At 48.0% G+C, this 18,711-nt stretch carries 15 protein-coding genes; 9 read left to right on the top strand and 6 right to left on the bottom strand.

Translation table 11 applies throughout. From position 1 onward, the window contains the following. Positions 1-61: 61 nt before the first annotated feature. Positions 62-808 (bottom strand): bifunctional NADP-dependent 3-hydroxy acid dehydrogenase/3-hydroxypropionate dehydrogenase YdfG, encoded by a 747-nt coding sequence (gene ydfG, locus SK36_RS10475; protein ID WP_045442692.1) that lies wholly within the window; start codon positions 806-808, stop codon positions 62-64. A gap of 140 nt (positions 809-948) precedes the next feature. On the opposite strand from ydfG, the gene dcp reads away from it, so the two are divergent. Next, positions 949-2,991, top strand: coding sequence for a peptidyl-dipeptidase Dcp (gene dcp / locus SK36_RS10470; protein ID WP_136345592.1), 2,043 nt, complete (start codon positions 949-951; stop codon positions 2,989-2,991). 285 nt (positions 2,992-3,276) lie between these two features. On the opposite strand, the gene SK36_RS10465 is transcribed toward dcp, so the two are convergent. Continuing rightward, on the bottom strand, positions 3,277-3,810 hold the full coding sequence (locus SK36_RS10465) for a response regulator transcription factor (RefSeq protein ID WP_045442694.1): 534 nt from the start codon (positions 3,808-3,810) through the stop codon (positions 3,277-3,279). Between the two features lie 1,132 nt (positions 3,811-4,942). Here SK36_RS10465 and SK36_RS10460 point away from each other — a divergent pair. Next, complete coding sequence (locus tag SK36_RS10460) at positions 4,943-8,098, top strand: autotransporter outer membrane beta-barrel domain-containing protein (RefSeq protein WP_053069238.1); 3,156 nt, start codon at positions 4,943-4,945, stop codon at positions 8,096-8,098. 177 nt (positions 8,099-8,275) lie between these two features. Here the strand turns inward: SK36_RS10460 and SK36_RS10455 are convergent, their stop codons facing one another. Both SK36_RS10455 and SK36_RS10450 read right to left on the bottom strand, forming a co-directional pair. Next, the gene (locus tag SK36_RS10455) at positions 8,276-8,590 is read right to left on the bottom strand and encodes a PTS sugar transporter subunit IIB (protein WP_045442697.1); all 315 of its coding nucleotides are present in this window, start codon (positions 8,588-8,590) and stop codon (positions 8,276-8,278) included. 127 nt (positions 8,591-8,717) lie between these two features. Next, on the bottom strand, positions 8,718-8,996 hold the full coding sequence (locus SK36_RS10450; RefSeq protein ID WP_048221485.1) for a hypothetical protein: 279 nt from the start codon (positions 8,994-8,996) through the stop codon (positions 8,718-8,720). 236 nt (positions 8,997-9,232) lie between these two features. Here SK36_RS10450 and SK36_RS10445 point away from each other — a divergent pair, with 236 nt between their 5' ends. Both SK36_RS10445 and SK36_RS10440 read left to right on the top strand, forming a co-directional pair. Next, positions 9,233-9,865: a CatB-related O-acetyltransferase gene (locus SK36_RS10445; RefSeq protein WP_048221484.1), complete on the top strand. Its 633-nt coding sequence runs from the start codon at positions 9,233-9,235 to the stop codon at positions 9,863-9,865. 152 nt (positions 9,866-10,017) lie between these two features. Continuing rightward, entirely contained in the window at positions 10,018-10,944 is a 927-nt protein-coding gene (locus SK36_RS10440; RefSeq protein WP_048221483.1) for a diguanylate cyclase, read from the top strand. Positions 10,945-11,216: 272 nt separating this feature from the next. Here SK36_RS10440 and mgtS read toward each other — a convergent pair whose 3' ends face one another. After that, positions 11,217-11,312 (bottom strand): protein MgtS, encoded by a 96-nt coding sequence (gene mgtS / locus SK36_RS24675; protein ID WP_000901362.1) that lies wholly within the window; start codon positions 11,310-11,312, stop codon positions 11,217-11,219. Between the two features lie 552 nt (positions 11,313-11,864). On the opposite strand from mgtS, the gene urtA reads away from it, so the two are divergent. The 5 genes from urtA to urtE are packed head-to-tail and all read left to right on the top strand — an operon-like array spanning position 11,865 to position 17,334. Beyond that, positions 11,865-13,136 (top strand): urea ABC transporter substrate-binding protein, encoded by a 1,272-nt coding sequence (urtA, locus tag SK36_RS10430; RefSeq protein WP_045442711.1) that lies wholly within the window; start codon positions 11,865-11,867, stop codon positions 13,134-13,136. Between the two features lie 45 nt (positions 13,137-13,181). Continuing rightward, positions 13,182-14,756: an urea ABC transporter permease subunit UrtB gene (urtB, locus tag SK36_RS10425; RefSeq protein WP_048221482.1), complete on the top strand. Its 1,575-nt coding sequence runs from the start codon at positions 13,182-13,184 to the stop codon at positions 14,754-14,756. Continuing rightward, complete coding sequence (gene urtC, locus SK36_RS10420) at positions 14,756-15,829, top strand: urea ABC transporter permease subunit UrtC (RefSeq protein ID WP_048221481.1); 1,074 nt, start codon at positions 14,756-14,758, stop codon at positions 15,827-15,829. The genes urtB and urtC overlap by 1 nt, the downstream gene beginning before the upstream one ends. After that, positions 15,829-16,626 (top strand): urea ABC transporter ATP-binding protein UrtD, encoded by a 798-nt coding sequence (gene urtD / locus SK36_RS10415; RefSeq protein WP_048221480.1) that lies wholly within the window; start codon positions 15,829-15,831, stop codon positions 16,624-16,626. The genes urtC and urtD overlap by 1 nt, the downstream gene beginning before the upstream one ends. A 9-nt stretch (positions 16,627-16,635) precedes the next feature. Then, positions 16,636-17,334 (top strand): urea ABC transporter ATP-binding subunit UrtE, encoded by a 699-nt coding sequence (gene urtE, locus SK36_RS10410; protein ID WP_045442720.1) that lies wholly within the window; start codon positions 16,636-16,638, stop codon positions 17,332-17,334. A gap of 42 nt (positions 17,335-17,376) precedes the next feature. Here the strand turns inward: urtE and ydeE are convergent, their stop codons facing one another. Further along, a complete protein-coding gene (gene ydeE / locus SK36_RS10405) occupies positions 17,377-18,564 on the bottom strand; it encodes an efflux MFS transporter YdeE (protein WP_045442723.1) in 1,188 nt (395 codons plus the stop codon). Positions 18,565-18,711 lie beyond the last annotated feature (147 nt).

Below are 18,711 nucleotides of genomic sequence, written 5' to 3'. Positions count from 1 at the left end.
CCTGTCTACTTTATCACTTATTTGATGCTATCTATACCCGGCACGAGGCCGGGTATAAAAATTAACGCCGATGGACGCTAAGACCTGCAAAAGACTGTGTGACTGGCATCATTTCAAGGGTGTTAATGTTGACATGGGCAGGTAACGAAGCAACCCACCAAACTGCCTCGGTAACATCTTCCGGTGTCAGTGCTGTGGTGTTTTCGTAGGTTTTTCCGGCTTTATCATCATCACCTTTGAAACGCACATTAGAGAACTCCGTCCCTCCAACCAGGCCCGGCTCAATATCGGTAACGCGCACCGCTGTTCCATGTAAGTCCGTACGTAAATTCAGACTGAACTGGCGAACAAATGCCTTTGTCGCGCCATACACGTTACCACCAGCATACGGCCAGCTACCGGCGGTAGAGCCGATATTGATAATATGACCGCGATTGCGTTCGACCATGCCGGGCAGGACGGCACGGGTCATATAAATCAGACCTTTGTTGTTGGTATCTATCATCGTTTCCCAGTCATCGACGTTGGCCTTATGGGCAGGTTCGAGACCCAACGCCAGGCCCGCATTGTTGACCAGAATGTCAATGTTGCGCCATTGTGCAGGGAGGGACGCCAGCATCTCTTCAATAGCCGCGCGATTACGGACATCAAGTTGTGCGGTATAGATGTTGTCGCCCAACTCATCTTTCAGCTCCTGCAGGCGCTCCTGACGGCGTCCGGTGGCAATAACTTTATGCCCATTCTCAATAAAACGACGCGTAATGCACTCACCAAAACCTGCGGTTGCTCCGGTTACTAAAACGATCATCTCACTGTTCCTCAACGCTTTTTATGTGCTATTACCATAGCACGTCATTTCTGTTCAGGGCTATTGCTGCTTAACGAGATTGCGGTCGATTCCCGCGAGGCATACTCTAATAAACAAATCGTTTTCAGGAGTGAAAGATGTTGTTAACGAACCCTTTTTTGCAATGCAGCACCTTGCCTTATCAGGCCCCACAATTTGATCAAATTAAAGAGTGTCATTATCGTCCCGCTTTTGATGAAGGTGTGCGGCAAAAACGAGCTGAAATCGCTGCAATTGCGCAAAACCCACAGGTTCCTGATTTTGCGAATACGCTGCTGGCGCTTGAACAAAGCGGGGCATTGTTAACGCGTGTTACCAGTGTTTTCTTTGCGATGACCGCGGCGCACACGAACGATGAACTACAGCGGCTTGATGAGGAATTTTCCGCCGAGCTTGCAGCGCTGGCGAATGATATTTATCTCGATAGCGCACTTTTTGCGCGTGTAGATGCCGTCTGGCAACAACGTGGATCACTGAAGCTGGACAGCGAATCATTACGTTTGTTGGAAGTGGTTCACCAGCGTTTTGTTCTGGCAGGCGCGCAGCTTAATGAGGCCGATAAAACTCGCCTGAAAGCACTCAATACAGAATCGGCCACCTTAACCAGCCAGTTTAATCAGCGATTGCTCGCGGCGAATAAATCAGGCGGTCTGGTGGTAGATGATGTCCGACTGCTGGATGGCTTAAGCGCGGATGAGCTGGATATTGCCGCTCAGGCAGCAAAGGAGAGGGGGCTAACTGCCCACTGGGTTATTCCATTACTGAATACCACCCAACAACCTGCGCTTGCTGTGTTACGCGATCGTCAGACTCGCGAAAATCTGTTTACCAACGGCTGGACTCGAGCTGAAAAAAACGATGCAAATGATACCCGCGCAATTATTCGTCGGCTGGTGGAAATCCGTGCCCAGCAAGCCAGATTACTCGGCTTCGCGAATTATGCTGCGTGGAAAATTGCGGATCAGATGGCAAAAACTCCGGAGGCGGCGCTTTCTTTTATGCGGGCTATCGTTCCGGCAGCGCGTCAGAGAGCGTTAGCTGAACAAAACGAAATTCAGAAAGCGATTAATCAAGAACAGGCTGGATTTAGTGCCCAGGCCTGGGACTGGGCCTTCTATGCTGAACAGGTACGCCGTGAAAAATATGCGCTTGATGAGGCTCAACTCAAGCCCTATTTTGCTTTAGAGACAGTGCTCAGTGACGGTGTGTTCTGGACGGCAAATCAGCTCTTTGGCATTAAATTTATTGAGCGTTTTGACATTCCTGTTTATCACCCTGATGTGCGAGTGTGGGAAATTTTCGATCACGACGGTGTGGGGTTGGCACTGTTCTATGGTGATTTCTTTGCACGGGAAACGAAAAGCGGTGGTGCCTGGATGGGGAATTTTGTTGAGCAATCGGTGCTTAACGAAACCAGACCCGTGATTTACAACGTGTGCAACTATCAGAAACCCGCGAACGGTCAGCCGGCGTTGCTGTTGTGGGATGATGTCATCACACTGTTTCATGAGTTTGGGCATACCCTGCATGGATTGTTCGCTACACAACGATATGCAACGCTGTCAGGAACCAATACTCCACGCGATTTCGTTGAGTTTCCATCGCAGATTAATGAGCACTGGGCGAGTCATCCGCAGGTTTTTGCCCGTTTTGCTCGCCATGTTGAAACGGGGGAAACTATGCCCCAGACGTTGCAGGACAAGATGCGACGAGCCAGCCTGTTTAACAAGGGTTACGATATGACTGAGCTGCTGAGTGCGGCGTTGTTGGATATGCACTGGCACAGTCTGGACGGGAACGTATCATCTTCATCAGTAGACGAGTTTGAGCAACAGGCGCTGGAAGAGGAGGAGTTAAACCTCGAGGCTGTTCCGCCACGCTATCGCAGCAGTTATTTTGCCCATATCTTCGGCGGTGGTTATGCCGCAGGCTATTACGCCTATCTGTGGACGCAAATGCTGGCTGACGATGGTTATCAGTGGTTTGTGGAGCAGGGGGGATTAAACCGCGAGAATGGGCAAAAATTCCGTGAGGCGATTTTATCGCGTGGTAACAGTTCTGATCTCGCTGAACTTTATCGTCAGTGGTGTGGTCGTGATCCGCGTATGGAGCCTATGCTGGCCCATCGTGGGTTAAGCGCGTAAGGCTTGTTCAAATAGAGTGAAGAACCGGGTGTAAAACCCGGTTTTGTCCTGGATTTCGTTCCCAAAAGCTTCACCTGATTCACAGAGCGGTCGTTATTCGTACTAGCGAGCCGCATCATCCAGTCTATTACTCAGTCCCTGGCAGGGACTGAATATAAAACAGCCAAAATCGACCATCAGGAAAACATGGCCATCAGAGTTTGCCGCACAAATCAGGCGATAAAGGACCGGGAAGGCATAAACAGGGCGGATTTGAGGTTCGTTGCCTGGTGCTGATAAGTCTGGCTATTCAATCGTATGGATGATTTTCATATATTTGATTAATAAATTTAAGGTGTTAATAAGATCCTGTTGGGTTTTTAGCCCAAGCTTTGTCATTGCACTCCTTTTATGGGAGCTAATGGTTTTAATGCTATTGCCAGTAAGTAGACTGCAGGTGTCGGGAGTGATGCCGCAGGCAAGAGCATGAATGGTGGCGACTTCCTTTTCTGATAACCTATATCGATGTTGAACGCTGTTAATAACATCATTACTGCCACAAGTTAAGGCATTAATCTTTTTCCTGATGTCTTTCACTGACATTGTCATATCTATGGTTTCTCCCTGTTTAACCTCAGTTGAAAACAACTCCTTCCATCCAATGTTATATTTTTTGGGTGTAATATAAACAATAAACCCGTCAAAATCAGCAGCCGATAGCTCTGACAGATATGTGATATCTATAAAGACAAGCCTCTTGGTTTTGCTCTCATCGAATGCATTCTTAACTAACGAAGATAGTCCTATATGAAGATATAAATTTTCAGTAATGATGCGCATAACAGCACTCACAGTCGTAAATTACCTAAGTCCCCCCAAATTACTGTATCACTTTGTGAGTTCCTTAAGAGCTAAGTAGTTCACCACATATCTCTTGCAAATGGTTTGCTACCAAACAATAACTAATGAAACAATAAGTGTTGAGCAGGGCGTAACAATGACACGCTTCTCGTTAATTTCGCTGCATATAAAAAACAAAAAAAACACATAATGCAAATTAATATCATAAAAACAACGATTGAATAGTTTTAATTTCAAAAGCAGTGTTGCATAACCTTATGATTTTTAATTGGTTATATTGTGTTGATTGCAATTTGAACAAATTAATGTGTCACAAATCATACTGTGATATCTATTTGATTTTAATGTAAAAAACAAATATCAAAACTAAAGTAATACTAAATGTTTCATTTGAAGGTTGGTTGTGCTGAATATCCGAAAGTTATTAATAGTTTGATTCTATTGATTCAAAAGTATTGATTACTGATAGCCCGTTAAAACGCTGTCTGAATTGGCGTGCAAGAGGTAGGATATTATTAATTTGTAAAACGCCACGCGCTAATGGTGATTTTAGGAGTCAAGCTTCATTTGTATGGAAAGATCCTAAATTGTCATTATCATCCCGATTAAACTTTGAATAATTATGGAGCGGCGTTATTATTCGATAAATCAAGAAATGGCTTGCCATAATCTGCACTTGTGCCTGTGTTTAGCTAACTTTTCGTGAATTAGAATGTAAGGATATTCATTTGTATGTTGTGAAAGTGTTATCTGTAGTTTAATGACTTTCATTTAAGAATGTTCTGTGTGAAATATATCAGAGTCCTGAGTTACTACCCCTTGGTTATTATTGCGGGGGGCGATTAAAAATCTATTCATTCTGAACATGTGCCGCTGTCTATGCAGGAATGAGCATGCTTAACTGATTCACTTCTAATTCTGACCTATGAAGGTATCCCTTCCTGTAAATGTAAAAAATGAAAGTATTACCTATAAGGTGGCTGCGCTACCTTTTTCATTATGCAACTAAGCACATATGCAGGCGATATCATCTACGGAGCTTGACCTTATATAGGTTTGGGAAAAATCTCATACCAAAATCTTAACTACCTGAAGGGTATGGCTGAAATTTATGAATACTATTTATAATATCGTCTGGAACCATTCACTTATGGCGTGGACTGTTGTTTCAGAATTAGGAAAAGGGAAGGTAAAAAGCTCTTTCTCTAAAGGAACCAGTTATAACGGAATTAAAAGTACATTAATTATTGCCCCGGCGTTACTGATTATTGCTGGCGGGGTAAGCGCCCATGACGTAAGCGGTATTGTCTATACCGACGGTTCGTCTTTCTCAAATTCACTTTCAGGCGATGAGCACGCTATCGTTTCCGGTAAAGTGCGCATCGTGGGTGCGAACCAGCCTTACGCGGGGAGTAACGGGAATATCACCGGTACGGTGACGACGGATAAAAACGCATCGTCAACTCACGACGATTTCGGCACGGATGAAATCAATATTACGAACGGCGCCACCCTGATCGCGCAAACCACAGGCAAATTTGATTTTGATAACAAACTGGTTGGTGATGGTGCTCTTATCGCCGACAACAACAATGGAAATTTCAACTTTACCGCAGCGGCGGGCGATCAATTTGCCGGGGATGTGACTCTCAAAAACGACCACTTCGCCCTGGAAAGTACCAATACCACCGCGCTCACCAATGCGACGCTGCATATCGGAAGTGGGAATATCACCACCGTTGGTACCGGAACACAAAATATTGGCGGGCTAGTTTTTGAAGGCGGTACTCTGGTATTTGGCGATGTTTCGCCGGGTACTACCACCAGCGATCGTGTTATTGAGACCAATAATGAACTCGATTTGACCGGTAGTGGGACGGTCAAAATCACCAACGATGGATTCTTTGATAACCAGCCGCAAACGCCAAACTCCGTTGCACCGCTGCTTCAGCAAGATAATACAGGGACAATGGTTGAGCTGATCGGCGCTAACGGGAAGGTCACCGGGAATGGCGGCAATCTCACCCTTATCGACCAGGACGGTAAAGTCATCTCAAATAAGGTGACCACAACTGTTGTAAGAAACGGATATATCGCGGCTGAAGCTACCTACGATTACCGTCTGACCAGTGGCGATAATAGCGATGGCTTGTATGTTAACTATGGCTTAGTCGAGCTTGAACTGGTGAATAGGGGCGACAATTCGCTGACGCTGAATGCGGAAGGCAACACCGGCAACGCCGCCGATCTCAGTGCTAAAATCACCGGTACCGGGGATTTGCGTATCGACACCGACACCGACGTGAGCTTATCTAACAATGCTAACAGCTACACAGGTAATACTGATGTGGTCGCCGGTACCCTGAAAATGGGCAACGATAATGTACTGGGGGATACTCACTTGCTGACCGTTCACAGCGGCAGCAAGTTCGACATGAACGGCCATGCTCAGTCCTTGCGAAACATAGTGACAGAAGCCGGCAGTGTACTGGACTTTAACCAGGGCACCCTGACCATGACAGACGGTTGGGGGGGCAGAACCATTGCTGGTGATTTGACGGGTGATGGGCAACTGATACTGACTAAAGGTGCCCGTGTGATTATTAGCGGTAGTGGCGCGGGAATGACCGCCAACACCACCAATGACTCCGGGAATATTACGTTGTTATCTGCTGATGGCCTGGGCAGCGGCGACGTTGATAACCGTGGTTGGATCACACTCGGCCAGGATGGCGTTAATGCAGCTGTCACCGACTATCATACCGGCTCCATGAACAACAGCGGCACGGTGACGATAGGTTACCGTGACGCCGCATATAAACCGGTGGCAGGCACCACGCTGACTGTGAATGGCAACTACACGGGAAATGGCGGGCACCTGCTGCTTAATACCGTGCTGGGCAATGACAGTTCAATAACTGATAAGTTAGTGGTTACTGGCAATACCTCGGGTAATACCGATGTTAGCGTCACCAATGCCGGGGGTAATGGTGACTACACGCTAAATGGCATCGAGATTATCAGCGTAGGCGGTAAATCTGACGGTATCTTTACTCAGAAGGGCCGTATTGTGGCCGGGGCTTATGACTATTCACTGGTCCGCGGTACCGGCGACAATAGCAGCAACTGGTATTTAACCAACACAATGCCACCGGTTGACCCTATTGATCCTCCCGTTGACCCCGTGGATCCACCGGTCGATCCCGTAGAGCCGCCGGTTGACCCTGTCGACCCTCCCGTTGATCCTGTAACACCGCCGGTTGACCCCTCTGATGAAACACATGTTAACCGCCCTGAAGCAGGTAGCTATCTTGCAAACATTGCGGCTGCGAACACGTTATTCAACACCCGTCTGCACGACCGTCTGGGGGAAACGCAGTACGTTGATGCTCTGACCGGTGAGAAGAAAGTTACCAGTCTGTGGCTACGCCAGGTCGGTAGTCATAATAACTGGCGTGATGGCAGTGGTCAGTTGAAAACACAGAGCAACAGTTATGTCGCACAGTTGGGTGGCGATGTTGCGCAGTGGTCAACCGATGGTCTGAACAGAGGCCACCTGGGTCTGATGGCGGGTTACGGTAATAACCACAGTTCTACCCGCTCTTCCGTCACGGGTTATGATTCAAAAGGTTCCATAAACGGTTACAGCGTTGGCGCTTACGGCACCTGGTTCGCCAGCGATGCGGATAAAGCAGGGCTGTATGTGGACAGCTGGCTTCAGTACAGCTGGTTCAATAACCAGGTTAACGGGCAGCAACTGGCCAGCGAATCCTACAAGTCTAAAGGCTTTACGGCCTCGCTGGAGACGGGTTACACCCAGAAACTGGGCGAATTTGCTGGCAGCAAAGGGACGCTTAATGAATGGTTTATCCAGCCACAAGCCCAGGCCACCTGGATGGGTGTGAAAGCAGACAACCATCGCGAAGCCAATGGAACCCGCGTTAGCAGCGGTGGCGACGGTAATGTACAAACCCGTCTGGGCCTTCGTACGTACCTGAAGAGCCATCATGCGATGGATGACAACAAAGACCGTACTTTCGAGCCGTTCATTGAAGCCAACTGGTTGCATAATACGCGCAGTTATAACGTGAACATGGATAATGTCCACATCAACCAGGCTGGCGCCCGCAACATTGGCGAAGTCAAAGTGGGTGTTGAAGGACAGATTAACCCTCGGGTCAATCTGTGGGGCAATGTCGGCGCCCAGATGGGGGATAAAGGATACAGTGACACCAATGCCATGGTGGGTATTAAGTATAATTTTTAATGCCGCGCTAACCGGGGAATTCTCCCCGGTTTTTATTTACAGGAATCTCCCTCGAACCTCGTCCAGTATGTTCTGGGCGAGGTGAGTGTTTCCGGCGTAGTGGCGTACATAAAGGTAATGTGCCGCGCTTAAGTTGATAAATTACCTATACATGATGTGTATGGTCGACCGCACAATTTAATCGATCATCTCTGGCATATGAGCGAGTACAAAGCTTAATACTTTCTCTCCGTCCAGCGAGGCATACGGAAGACTTTCTATAACAGCAATGGGGCGTAAGTCACCGACAACGGCTTTGAGCTCAGAGAGTTTGTACTGGATGTGGGGAGCAACCAGAAAACAGTCGAATGCAGGTGCCACACTGGCAAAATTATCCAGCCCAACTGCGCTGATTATCATCTGGTGGTTTTGTGCGTTCGCTATTTTCTGCATTTTTTTTGCCAGAGAATTAGCTGTATTTCCGAATAAGCAACATATTAGTAACTTTTTCATGATTATGTCCTTCAGGGAACCGATCACACACTAATCCCGGTAATAACCGGAAAATGCGTTCTCGATCATGTTTGCATGACAATAATCACAGGCGAAGGATAAAGCAGCGTTTTTTCAGCAGCCTTGTCTATTTGAAATATTTATCTAACGGATCGTGATGAGATTGCTTTCGGTAGAAGAAAAACCATACCACAAAGCCGATTATTGCACCCAGCCCTGAAAGTTTGAGCAAAAGTAGTTTTCGTAACTCAAAGTAATCAGTGACAGTAAGTTCGCCTCTCCACAGATCAATGGCTACACCCGCTACAACAAAATCAGCAAACAACGCCATGACTACAACTACGATAGCGTACGCACAAACCAGGTAACATAGTGAACAAATCCTTACTTTTGTGTCGACACGCATACATGTCTCCGTTGTTAGTTTATGCAAAAAACGATATCACGAATCCATAGCGATTGTTGATGTTACGGATAAACCTGGAGTAGAACCCCCAACTTTATTCTGTGCCAGATAACCACCAGCTTCAGGTTCGTCAGCCGCCAGATGACTCATCTGATTTCTCTCATGACAATCAGATATAATGAGGCCATTCATAATTGCGTTGTTTTTTAAAAACGCTGTATAAAAGGATGACGGAAATGTCAGGAAAGCATTGGTCAAGAATGGAATATCTTCATCAGACAGTGACTAACCCAAATATTTGTATCAAAGGGACTCATAGCTATTACAGTGACTGTTGGGATAAAGGATTTGAACATTCAGTTGTGCGATATCTGCTCGGTGATGAGGTTAGTAGAGGCTGGGAACCTCTTGGCCATCTGGATAAGCTGATTATCGGTAATTTTGTCTGTATTGGCGCGGAGAGCGTTATTCTTATGGGGGGGAACAGTACACATCGGCTTGACTGGATAAGTCTTTATCCCTTTATGGAATCTATTAAGGATGCCTACCAGTTTCGTGGTGATACCGTACTACAGGATGGTTGCTGGCTAGGTATGCGAGCAATGATAATGCCTGGCGTCACCATTGGAGAAGGCGCCGTAGTGGCCGCTGGTTCGGTTGTTACCAAAGATGTACCTCCATACGCAATCGTTGGGGGCAATCCTGCAAAAATCATAAAATATCGATTTCCTGAAAATGATATTAAGCGATTACGGGATCTTGATTTATATCAAATTCCAGAAGAAAGGTTGCTAGAGTTACAACCACTATTATCATCTGGAGATATTTCAGAACTGGAATTGAGAGTCTCCAGCCTCAGAAAAGCATAGCCGTGAGGGTGATACAGTCTGTGTAATAACAGCCCGTATCACTGCTAACTTTAACGTTGGTATATTAACTACTATTAATAAGTTTACATAAGTTTTCTTTTTTATCGTTAAACTGTTTCTGTTGAAGTGCTCACACAGGGAAGGGAGTCGAGATGATAAAAAGAACACCGGAAATAGATACAATTTTGCTGGAACTCAATCATTCAATTGATGCTCACTACAAATGGTTGGTGAAAATGTTCCGCTGCGTCGTATCGTCTGACGTCACGCAGTTGGACATTACTGGGTCTCACGCGCATTGTGCCTGCAAATTTGGTCAATGGTTAAATAATTCTGCGCCGCAAAATAATGGAGATTGTAGTTATATTGCCGGGATTACATCCGCGCATGAAAAAATGCACTCGTTAGGTAAAGAGTTACTATTGGCGATAGTCGCAGAGCGTAGTCATTCATGGCATTTTGATAGCTTTCAGGACGCGCTATTGTCGTTTACGTCTGCGGTAATGGACTATAAAATATATTTACTCAATATTCGTAGCAATATCGATGTGTTAACCGGGTTGCCCGGCAGAAGGATGCTTGATGAGACTTTTGACCGCCAGTTGCTCGATGCTGAGCCACTTAATTTGTACATCGTATTGCTGGATATCGACCGTTTTAAATATGTTAATGATACTTATGGTCATCTGGTTGGCGACATGGTGTTGCGTAGTCTGGCTGCAAATCTACAAGTATGGACACGTCATGATGAAACCGCGTATCGCTATGGTGGTGAAGAGTTCATTATCCTTATCAGGACGAAGACTGATGAGCAAGCGTGCCAGGCGGGATTACGTATTTGCCATTTAATTGGCGGTAAAAAAATCTCATATCCTGACGGCGAACTGAGCATCACTGTGACTGCAGGTATCTCCCGTGTGCACCAGGGGGAAACGCTGGATATCGCTCTCGGGCGGGCGGACAGTGCGATGTATGAAGGGAAGCAGACTGGCAGGAATCGCTGTATGTTTATGGATCAACATCAGCAAATCAGGTTGGTTGAGACTAACGATCGATTGATGCCACGGGTCAGAGAGTGAGTTTTGTCTGGGGAGTTTCGTTTCGTTTAACTTTCATTGGGGTTGTCAATGATAGCATAGACGACTATCCGTTATCTCAGCAGGGAATCGCCTGATAGCGTATAAAGCAAAACACAAATCTATCCATGCAAGCATTTACCGCTGGTCTGTCCGGCGGTTTTTTTTTACCTGTTACGCTGGAAAATTCTTACTGGACTGTGGCGGGTAAAAAAATGGCCCCTTGTGCAGTTACGCTACAAGGGGCCGGTTCGGTGCAGGACTATCGTCGTTCATCAATCATCCCATTTGTGACTAAAATAGGCGGCCAGAAAACCGGAAAATAAAATAATTCCCAGAACTGCCATGAAAATATTCATATTACCTAACATATTAAATTACTCCTTTGCTTTTTGAGTTTCCTCTCTTACCTTAATTTCACCTCGTTTATAACCATACCCTCCATACTTCACGTTACCTGGGGCTTCGCTCAGTTGTCGCTTGCCAGCAACTCAAATTATTTTGGATATAGAGTAGCAATTCAAACTTAAACAAAGGCTGAACTATGTGATTATTTCGACGGAAAGGTAAGTTTTTAACGCTATTTCGTCGAGGAAAATAAATAATAGTGACGAAAATAATGATGGAATAATGCAGGAACTCAAAAAGCGACTGTCATTATCCCCGTTTGTGATGCTGCAACCGATACAAAGTGTTGCACGTTTCTAATGCAACGCTGTTTCATGGTGGTTCAACTTACCTGGCATTTGAGCCCAGGTGTTGCAGTTGAATTCCTGTATTTGTTTCTAATTCATTGATTTTAAATGGGCTTAAAATATCTGGCATCGTTTTTGCCTTATTACTTCTGAACACCCTTAATTTGCACCGTTTTGTCAGCCCGGCTGCACCGGAGCTTTCGCAAATCATCTTTCAGGAGTGAAATTATGCAGCGTCGTACATTACTAAAAGCTTTTGCTCTTTCGGCCTCTGCTGTGGCAATGGGGCTAAGTTTTAGCGTCCAGGCCGCAGACACTATTAAAGTCGGCATCATGCATTCATTGTCAGGGACGATGGCAATTTCTGAAACACCGCTTAAAGATGTGGCTCTAATGACCATCGATGAAATCAATGCCAGTGGTGGTGTGTTGGGCAAGAAGCTGGAACCGGTGGTGGTTGACCCGGCCTCAAACTGGCCGTTGTTTGCCGAAAAGGCCCGTCAGTTGTTGAGTCAGGATAAGGTGGCGGCGGTCTTTGGCTGCTGGACATCGGTGTCGCGTAAATCGGTTCTGCCGGTGTTCGAAGAGCTAAACGGTTTGCTGTTCTATCCAGTGCAGTACGAAGGTGAGGAGATGTCACCTAACGTCTTTTATACGGGAGCAGCACCTAACCAGCAGGCAATTCCGGCGGTTGAGTACCTGATGAGCGAAGACGGCGGCAGCGCCAGACGTTTCTTCCTGCTTGGTACGGATTATGTCTATCCCCGTACAACTAATAAAATTTTGCGCGCCTTTTTACATTCGAAGGGCGTCGCCGATAAAGACATTGAAGAAGTGTATACCCCGTTTGGACACAGCGATTATCAGACAATTGTTGCCAGTATTAAAAAATTCTCCGCTGGCGGCAAAACAGCGGTGGTATCGACCATTAATGGTGACTCCAACGTTCCGTTTTATAAAGAACTGGCTAACCAGGGGCTGAAAGCAACGGATGTTCCGGTGGTGGCATTCTCAGTTGGCGAAGAGGAATTACGTGGCATTGATACCAAACCACTGGTGGGAAATCTGGCGGCCTGGAACTACTTCGAGTCCGTTGATAATGCAACTAATCAGAAGTTTGTTGCTGATTATCGGGCCTATGCCAAAGCGCATAAGCTGCCGAATGCGAATTCTGTAGTGACAAACGATCCGATGGAGGCGACCTACGTCGGCCTGCATATGTGGGCGCAGGCGGTGGAAAAAGCCGGCACCACCGATGTGGATAAAGTACGTGCTGCGATGGCAGGGCAATCTTTCGCTGCACCTTCAGGTTTTACCCTGACGATGGATTCAACCAACCATCACCTGCATAAACCGGTCATGATTGGTGAAATTGAAAGTAACGGCCAGTTCAACGTGGTATGGCAGACCGATGCGCCAGTCCGCGCTCAGCCGTGGAGTCCGTATATCAGCGGCAATGACAAAAAGTCAGAACAACCCGTCAAAACTGCCAGCAACTGATCTTTTGCCCTCCTGCGGGAGGGCGCAATTTTGGAGAACGCTATCATGAAAGCCATGCGCTTAATTCGTGGCGTGTTGCTGCTGACGTGGCTTTTGCCGTGGATAGCACAGGCAACAGATGCCGATATCTTTACCGCAGCCAGCCGTACTCAACAGGCCGCCTTACTGGAACAATGGTCGCTCAACCCTGAGGCGCAACGTTTACCTGTGCTGTATGCATTGGGGAGCGAAAGTCTGCTGACCGACAGCGCAAAGAATGCGTTTACAATTAATGGCACCCTGGTGCAACCGCTTGGTGCAGTGACCAGCCCATCCGGGGAGTTAACAAAAATCCGCCTGACTAACCGACTACGTAATCTGGTCGCCGGGGCTCTGGCGATACATCAACTTCTAAGTGACAGTGTCACTGAAAGAGTTGCCGCTGCAAGGACATTGCAACGGGAAGCACTTCCTGCCATGTTGCCGTTTCTGCAACAAAGGCTGGCGCAGGAGACTGATGCAGGCGTGAAGTCACAGCTCTCCATTGCACTGGCAAATCTGCAACTCAACAGCACGTTGCCGCAGGTCAGACGCCAGGCGATCAAACTGTTGGCTGAGTCAAATGATCCTGAAACTCAGGCGCGGTTACAACCCTTTACCCAGATTGAATATGAACCTGATGCCAGCGTACGCGCGGCAGCAAGCGAGAGCCTGAATTCCATCGGCCATCGCATGATGATTAGCGATCTTCTTGGGCAGGCGTTTATGGGGCTATCACTGGGGTCAATTTTGCTGCTGGCAGCTCTGGGATTGGCAATTACTTACGGGTTACTCGGCGTCATCAATATGGCACATGGTGAAATGCTGATGCTTGGGGCCTACTGTACCTGGATGGTGCAACAACTGATGATCCACTTTACTCCACAGTGGTTGTCCTTTTACCCGATTGTCGCACTGCCGGTTGCTTTTCTTCTTACCGCGGGGATAGGGATGATTCTCGAACGCGGCGTTATTCGTCATCTATACGGACGCCCTCTTGAAACGCTGTTGGCGACCTGGGGGATCAGTCTGATGCTTATCCAGTTGGTGCGCATGACCTTTGGGGCACAGAACCTGGAGGTTGCTAACCCGGTATGGCTATCGGGTGGCATCCAGGTCTATGCCAACCTGATTTTGCCGTGGAACCGGCTCGTGGTACTTGGTTTTGCCATTCTGGTTCTGTTCTTTACCTGGCTGTTGCTGAATAAAACTCGTCTGGGAATGCACGTGCGTGCGGTAACGCAAAATCGCAGTATGGCGGCCTGTTGCGGTGTGCCTACCGGGCGTGTGGATATGCTGGCTTTTGGCCTGGGATCCGGAATTGCCGGACTGGGTGGTGTGGCGTTGTCGCAGCTAGGCAACGTCGGACCTGAACTGGGACAGGGTTACATTATCGATTCGTTTCTGGTGGTAGTGCTCGGCGGCGTTGGGCAACTTGCAGGCAGTGTGGCTGCCGCGTTTGGCCTTGGGATCTTCAATAAAATACTTGAACCGCAGGTTGGCGCTGTACTCGGCAAAATTATGATCCTGGTGCTAATCATTCTGTTTATTCAGAAACGCCCCCAGGGATTGTTCGCGCTGAAAGGGAGGGTTATTGACTGATGACGATGCCAATGACATTAACGCTGGCGCGTAAAGCGCCGCGTACAATGCGGATACTAGGGCTGAGTTTGTTGCTCGCGCTGATTATATTGCCGTTTCTTGCGCTCCTGCCTGCAGAGCATCCGCTGGCAATATCCGTCTGGACGCTGACCCTGGTTGGAAAAATCCTCTGTTATGCCATTGTTGCGGTTGCGCTGGATCTGGTATGGGGATACGCCGGAATGCTTTCTCTCGGACATGGGATTTTCTTCGCGCTGGGGGGTTATGCAATGGGGATGTATCTGATGCGTCAGGCGTCTGGCGAAGAATTGCCCGCATTTATGTCTTTCCTGTCATGGAGCGAACTGCCCTGGTTCTGGTGGGGAACGCAACATTTTATCTGGGCAATGCTGTTGGTCGTTCTGGTTCCCGGTCTGCTGGCGCTGGTATTTGGCTATTTTGCTTTCCGGTCAAAAATCAAAGGCGTCTATTTTTCCATCATGACCCAGGCGCTGACTTTTGCCGGGATGCTGTTGTTTTTTCGCAATGAAACCGGGTTTGGCGGCAACAATGGTTTTACCGGATTCACGACGATTCTGGGGTTTCCCATTACCGCAACCTCAACTCGTGTCGCCTTATTTTTAGCGACCGTAATGCTGTTGGTTCTGGTGCTGTGGCTGGGACTGGCGCTTGCCCGCAGTAAGTTTGGCCGTATTTTGACTGCTGTACGTGACGCTGAAAACCGTCTGACGTTTTGCGGTTATGACCCGAAAGGATTCAAGCTGTTGGTGTGGACACTTTCTGCGGTGCTATGTGGGCTGGCAGGGGCACTGTATGTCCCACAGGTAGGCATTATTAATCCCAGTGAAATGTCGCCAACCAACTCAATCGAAGCGGCCATTTGGGTTGCGTTGGGTGGGCGTGGCACGCTAATTGGTCCGGTATTTGGCGCACTGTTGGTCAACGGTGCTAAAAGTTGGTTTACCGTCATTATGCCGGAGTACTGGCAGCTGTTTCTCGGCCTGATATTTATTGGCGTAACGCTGTTTTTACCTCGTGGGGTGATCGGCTTGTTTCGTAAGGGAGATAAATAATGCTGCCAGATGAAGGACTTTTTACCCGTCAGATGCCCGGCGACCGCTTTCGTAATCAAACTGACCCGGTACTGCAACTGGAAAAAATCAACGTTAGCTTTGATGGTTTCCAGGCGCTAACAGATTTAACACTCAACATTGGTGTAGGGGAGTTACGTTGCATTATTGGCCCTAACGGTGCAGGAAAAACGACATTGATGGATGTCATTACCGGCAAAACAAGGCCGCAGAGTGGACGTGCGATTTATGACCAATCGACAGATTTAACCGCGCTTGATTCGGTCGCTATTGCCCGTCAGGGGATTGGGCGTAAATTTCAGAAGCCTACGGTATTTGAAGCTCTGACAGTGGAAGAGAATCTTGAGCTGGCAATGAAAAATGATAAATCCGTGTGGGGTTCCTTACGGGCTTGTCTTTCGGGGGAACAGCGGGATCGTATTCATGACATGTTAGGGCTACTGCGGCTGGCTAACGATCGTCGTCGTCGCGCCGGACTGCTTTCTCATGGTCAAAAACAGTTTCTGGAGATCGGCATGCTGCTGGTGCAGGAGCCGCATTTGTTGTTGCTGGATGAGCCAGCAGCAGGGATGACCGATGCAGAAACGGAATACACCGCAGAGCTGTTTCGGACACTTGCCGGTAAACACTCTCTAATGGTCGTTGAGCATGATATGGGTTTCGTTGAAACCATTGCTGACCATGTCACTGTTTTGCATCAGGGGCGTGTTCTGGCCGAGGGCAGTCTGCGTGAAGTGCAGGCCAATGAGCAGGTTATTGAAGTCTATCTCGGGCGATAGGAGGTTCTGATGCTACAGGTGAACGAACTGAATCAATATTATGGCGGTAGTCATATTCTACGCGGCGTGAGCTTTGAAGCGCATATCGGCGAGGTAACATGTCTGCTGGGGCGTAATGGTGTTGGAAAAACGACGCTGCTGAAGTGCCTGATGGGGCTCATTCCGACCCGCACCGGAAGTGTAATCTGGCAGGAGAAGAATATCACGCAGCGAAAGCCGCACCAGCGCGTTCAGGCTGGCGTGGCATATGTACCGCAAGGGAGGGAAATATTTCCTCGTCTGACGGTGGAAGAGAACCTGCTGCTCGGATTGTCCCGGTTTCCTGCGCATCAGGCAAAGTCTGTTCCGGATGAAATCTATGCGCTCTTTCCGGTCCTGAAAGAGATGAAACACCGCCGGGGCGGCGATCTGTCTGGCGGGCAACAGCAACAGTTAGCGATTGGTCGGGCACTGGCGAGTCGTCCACAGCTATTGATACTCGATGAGCCGACCGAGGGGATCCAGCCTTCAGTCATTAAAGAAATTGGCCAGGTTATCTCTCAACTGGCACATCGTGGTGATATGGCGATTTTGCTGGTGGAACAATTTTATGACTTTGCCGAACAACTTGCCGACCGATATTTGTTGATGTCGCGCGGAAGTATTATTCAAAGTGGATTGGGAGAAAATATGCAAGCAGAGGGGGTGCGTGGGCTGGTGGCTATCTGAGTAGTGAGGCTACAGAGCCGCCAGGGCTCTGTAGCTGCATGATCAGCAGACCGCTGGCTGACCCCAGGGCTTGGCGCGCATCCCTTTTAGCATCAGTGCCCAGGCAAGGACGATGGCGATAATAAGCACCACAAACAGTGACCAGGATGGCAACGTCGTCAAAATAACGCCACTGACTAACGGGTTTACCGCTGCGCCAAGCCAACCCAGTGACTGGGCGGAGAAATAACTCGCTTTCATACCCGCCGGTGCAATGTTGTCGATGAGCATGTATTCACCGGGAGCGTAAATAATCTCGCCAATTGTGAAGAATGCTGCGGATATCCCCCAAAGTAGCAAGCTGTTGCCTGAGAAAATAAATCCGACCAGTCCCAGAACGAAGAAGAGTGTCCCTCCGGCCATCAGTGGTCGAATATTGGCGGCAGTGAGTCGGCGCCCGACGGCATATTGCAATGTCACTACCATCGCTGCGTTGACGGGTAGGACGACAGCGACCACTTTTTCGGCAAAATTACCGTCTGCGACAACCATAACGTACTGAGAAATACAGGACGCAAATGCGCCGCCGACAAATGAGGCCAGAAAAGCAGACAGCGTAAACCAACATAATGCTCTATCACGCAGCAAAACCGACGGAGACCATACTGATGCATTCACACCTTCTGATGTCGTTTCTGAACGCTTCACCCAGGTCTGGATAAACACCAGCGGAAAGGCTGAGCAAAGCGCCGCCAGCCAGAAGGGCAAATTAATACTTTGCATCACCAGCAACGTACCGAGCGGTGGACCCACCGTCCAGCCAATGTTAAGTACGGTGTAGTTGAGCGAAAAAATTTTGGTCTTATTGGTGGCAGAGAGATTATCGGCAAACCAGGCTTTCAGCACCGTGGCGAAGACTGAGTAAGCGCAGTTGATCAGTGCAAAAAGCAGAACTACCACCACCACGTTATGTACCAGAGGAATCGCAATAAAGCCGGATGCAAAGCCGGTAATTGCCAGCAGCATATAACGTTTTTTATCGAACTTATCTGCCAGAATACCGAACCCCAGACTGAAAATGACACCTATTGTCAGTGCGACCGTCATGGCGTAGCCAATCAGATCGACGCTCAGTCCGTATTGACGGTTGAGGTAGATAGTCATAAACGGCAGTGTGGCGCCGCGTCCAATGGTTAGTAATAAAGATGAGGCGAGTAAAGCGAGGGTGGACCTTCTCAAGGTGGTATTCATTTTCCTGCCCGACAGTGCATGTTGTTATGTTTTTTTTAGATATCGGAAAGAAATAGCATGTCAAAAGTGTGATGTACACTCAATAAGTTGTCTGAAAATGCGCTGTATGGCCTACCTGAATTAATGATCTGTTACGGTACAAAGATT

The sequence above is a fragment of the Citrobacter sp. MGH106 genome (assembly GCF_001037495.1).
GTDB classification, from domain to species: Bacteria; Pseudomonadota; Gammaproteobacteria; order Enterobacterales; family Enterobacteriaceae; genus Citrobacter; species Citrobacter murliniae.
The sequence above is the reverse complement of the archived record's forward strand: the minus strand, read 5'-3'. Positions and strand labels throughout refer to the sequence as shown.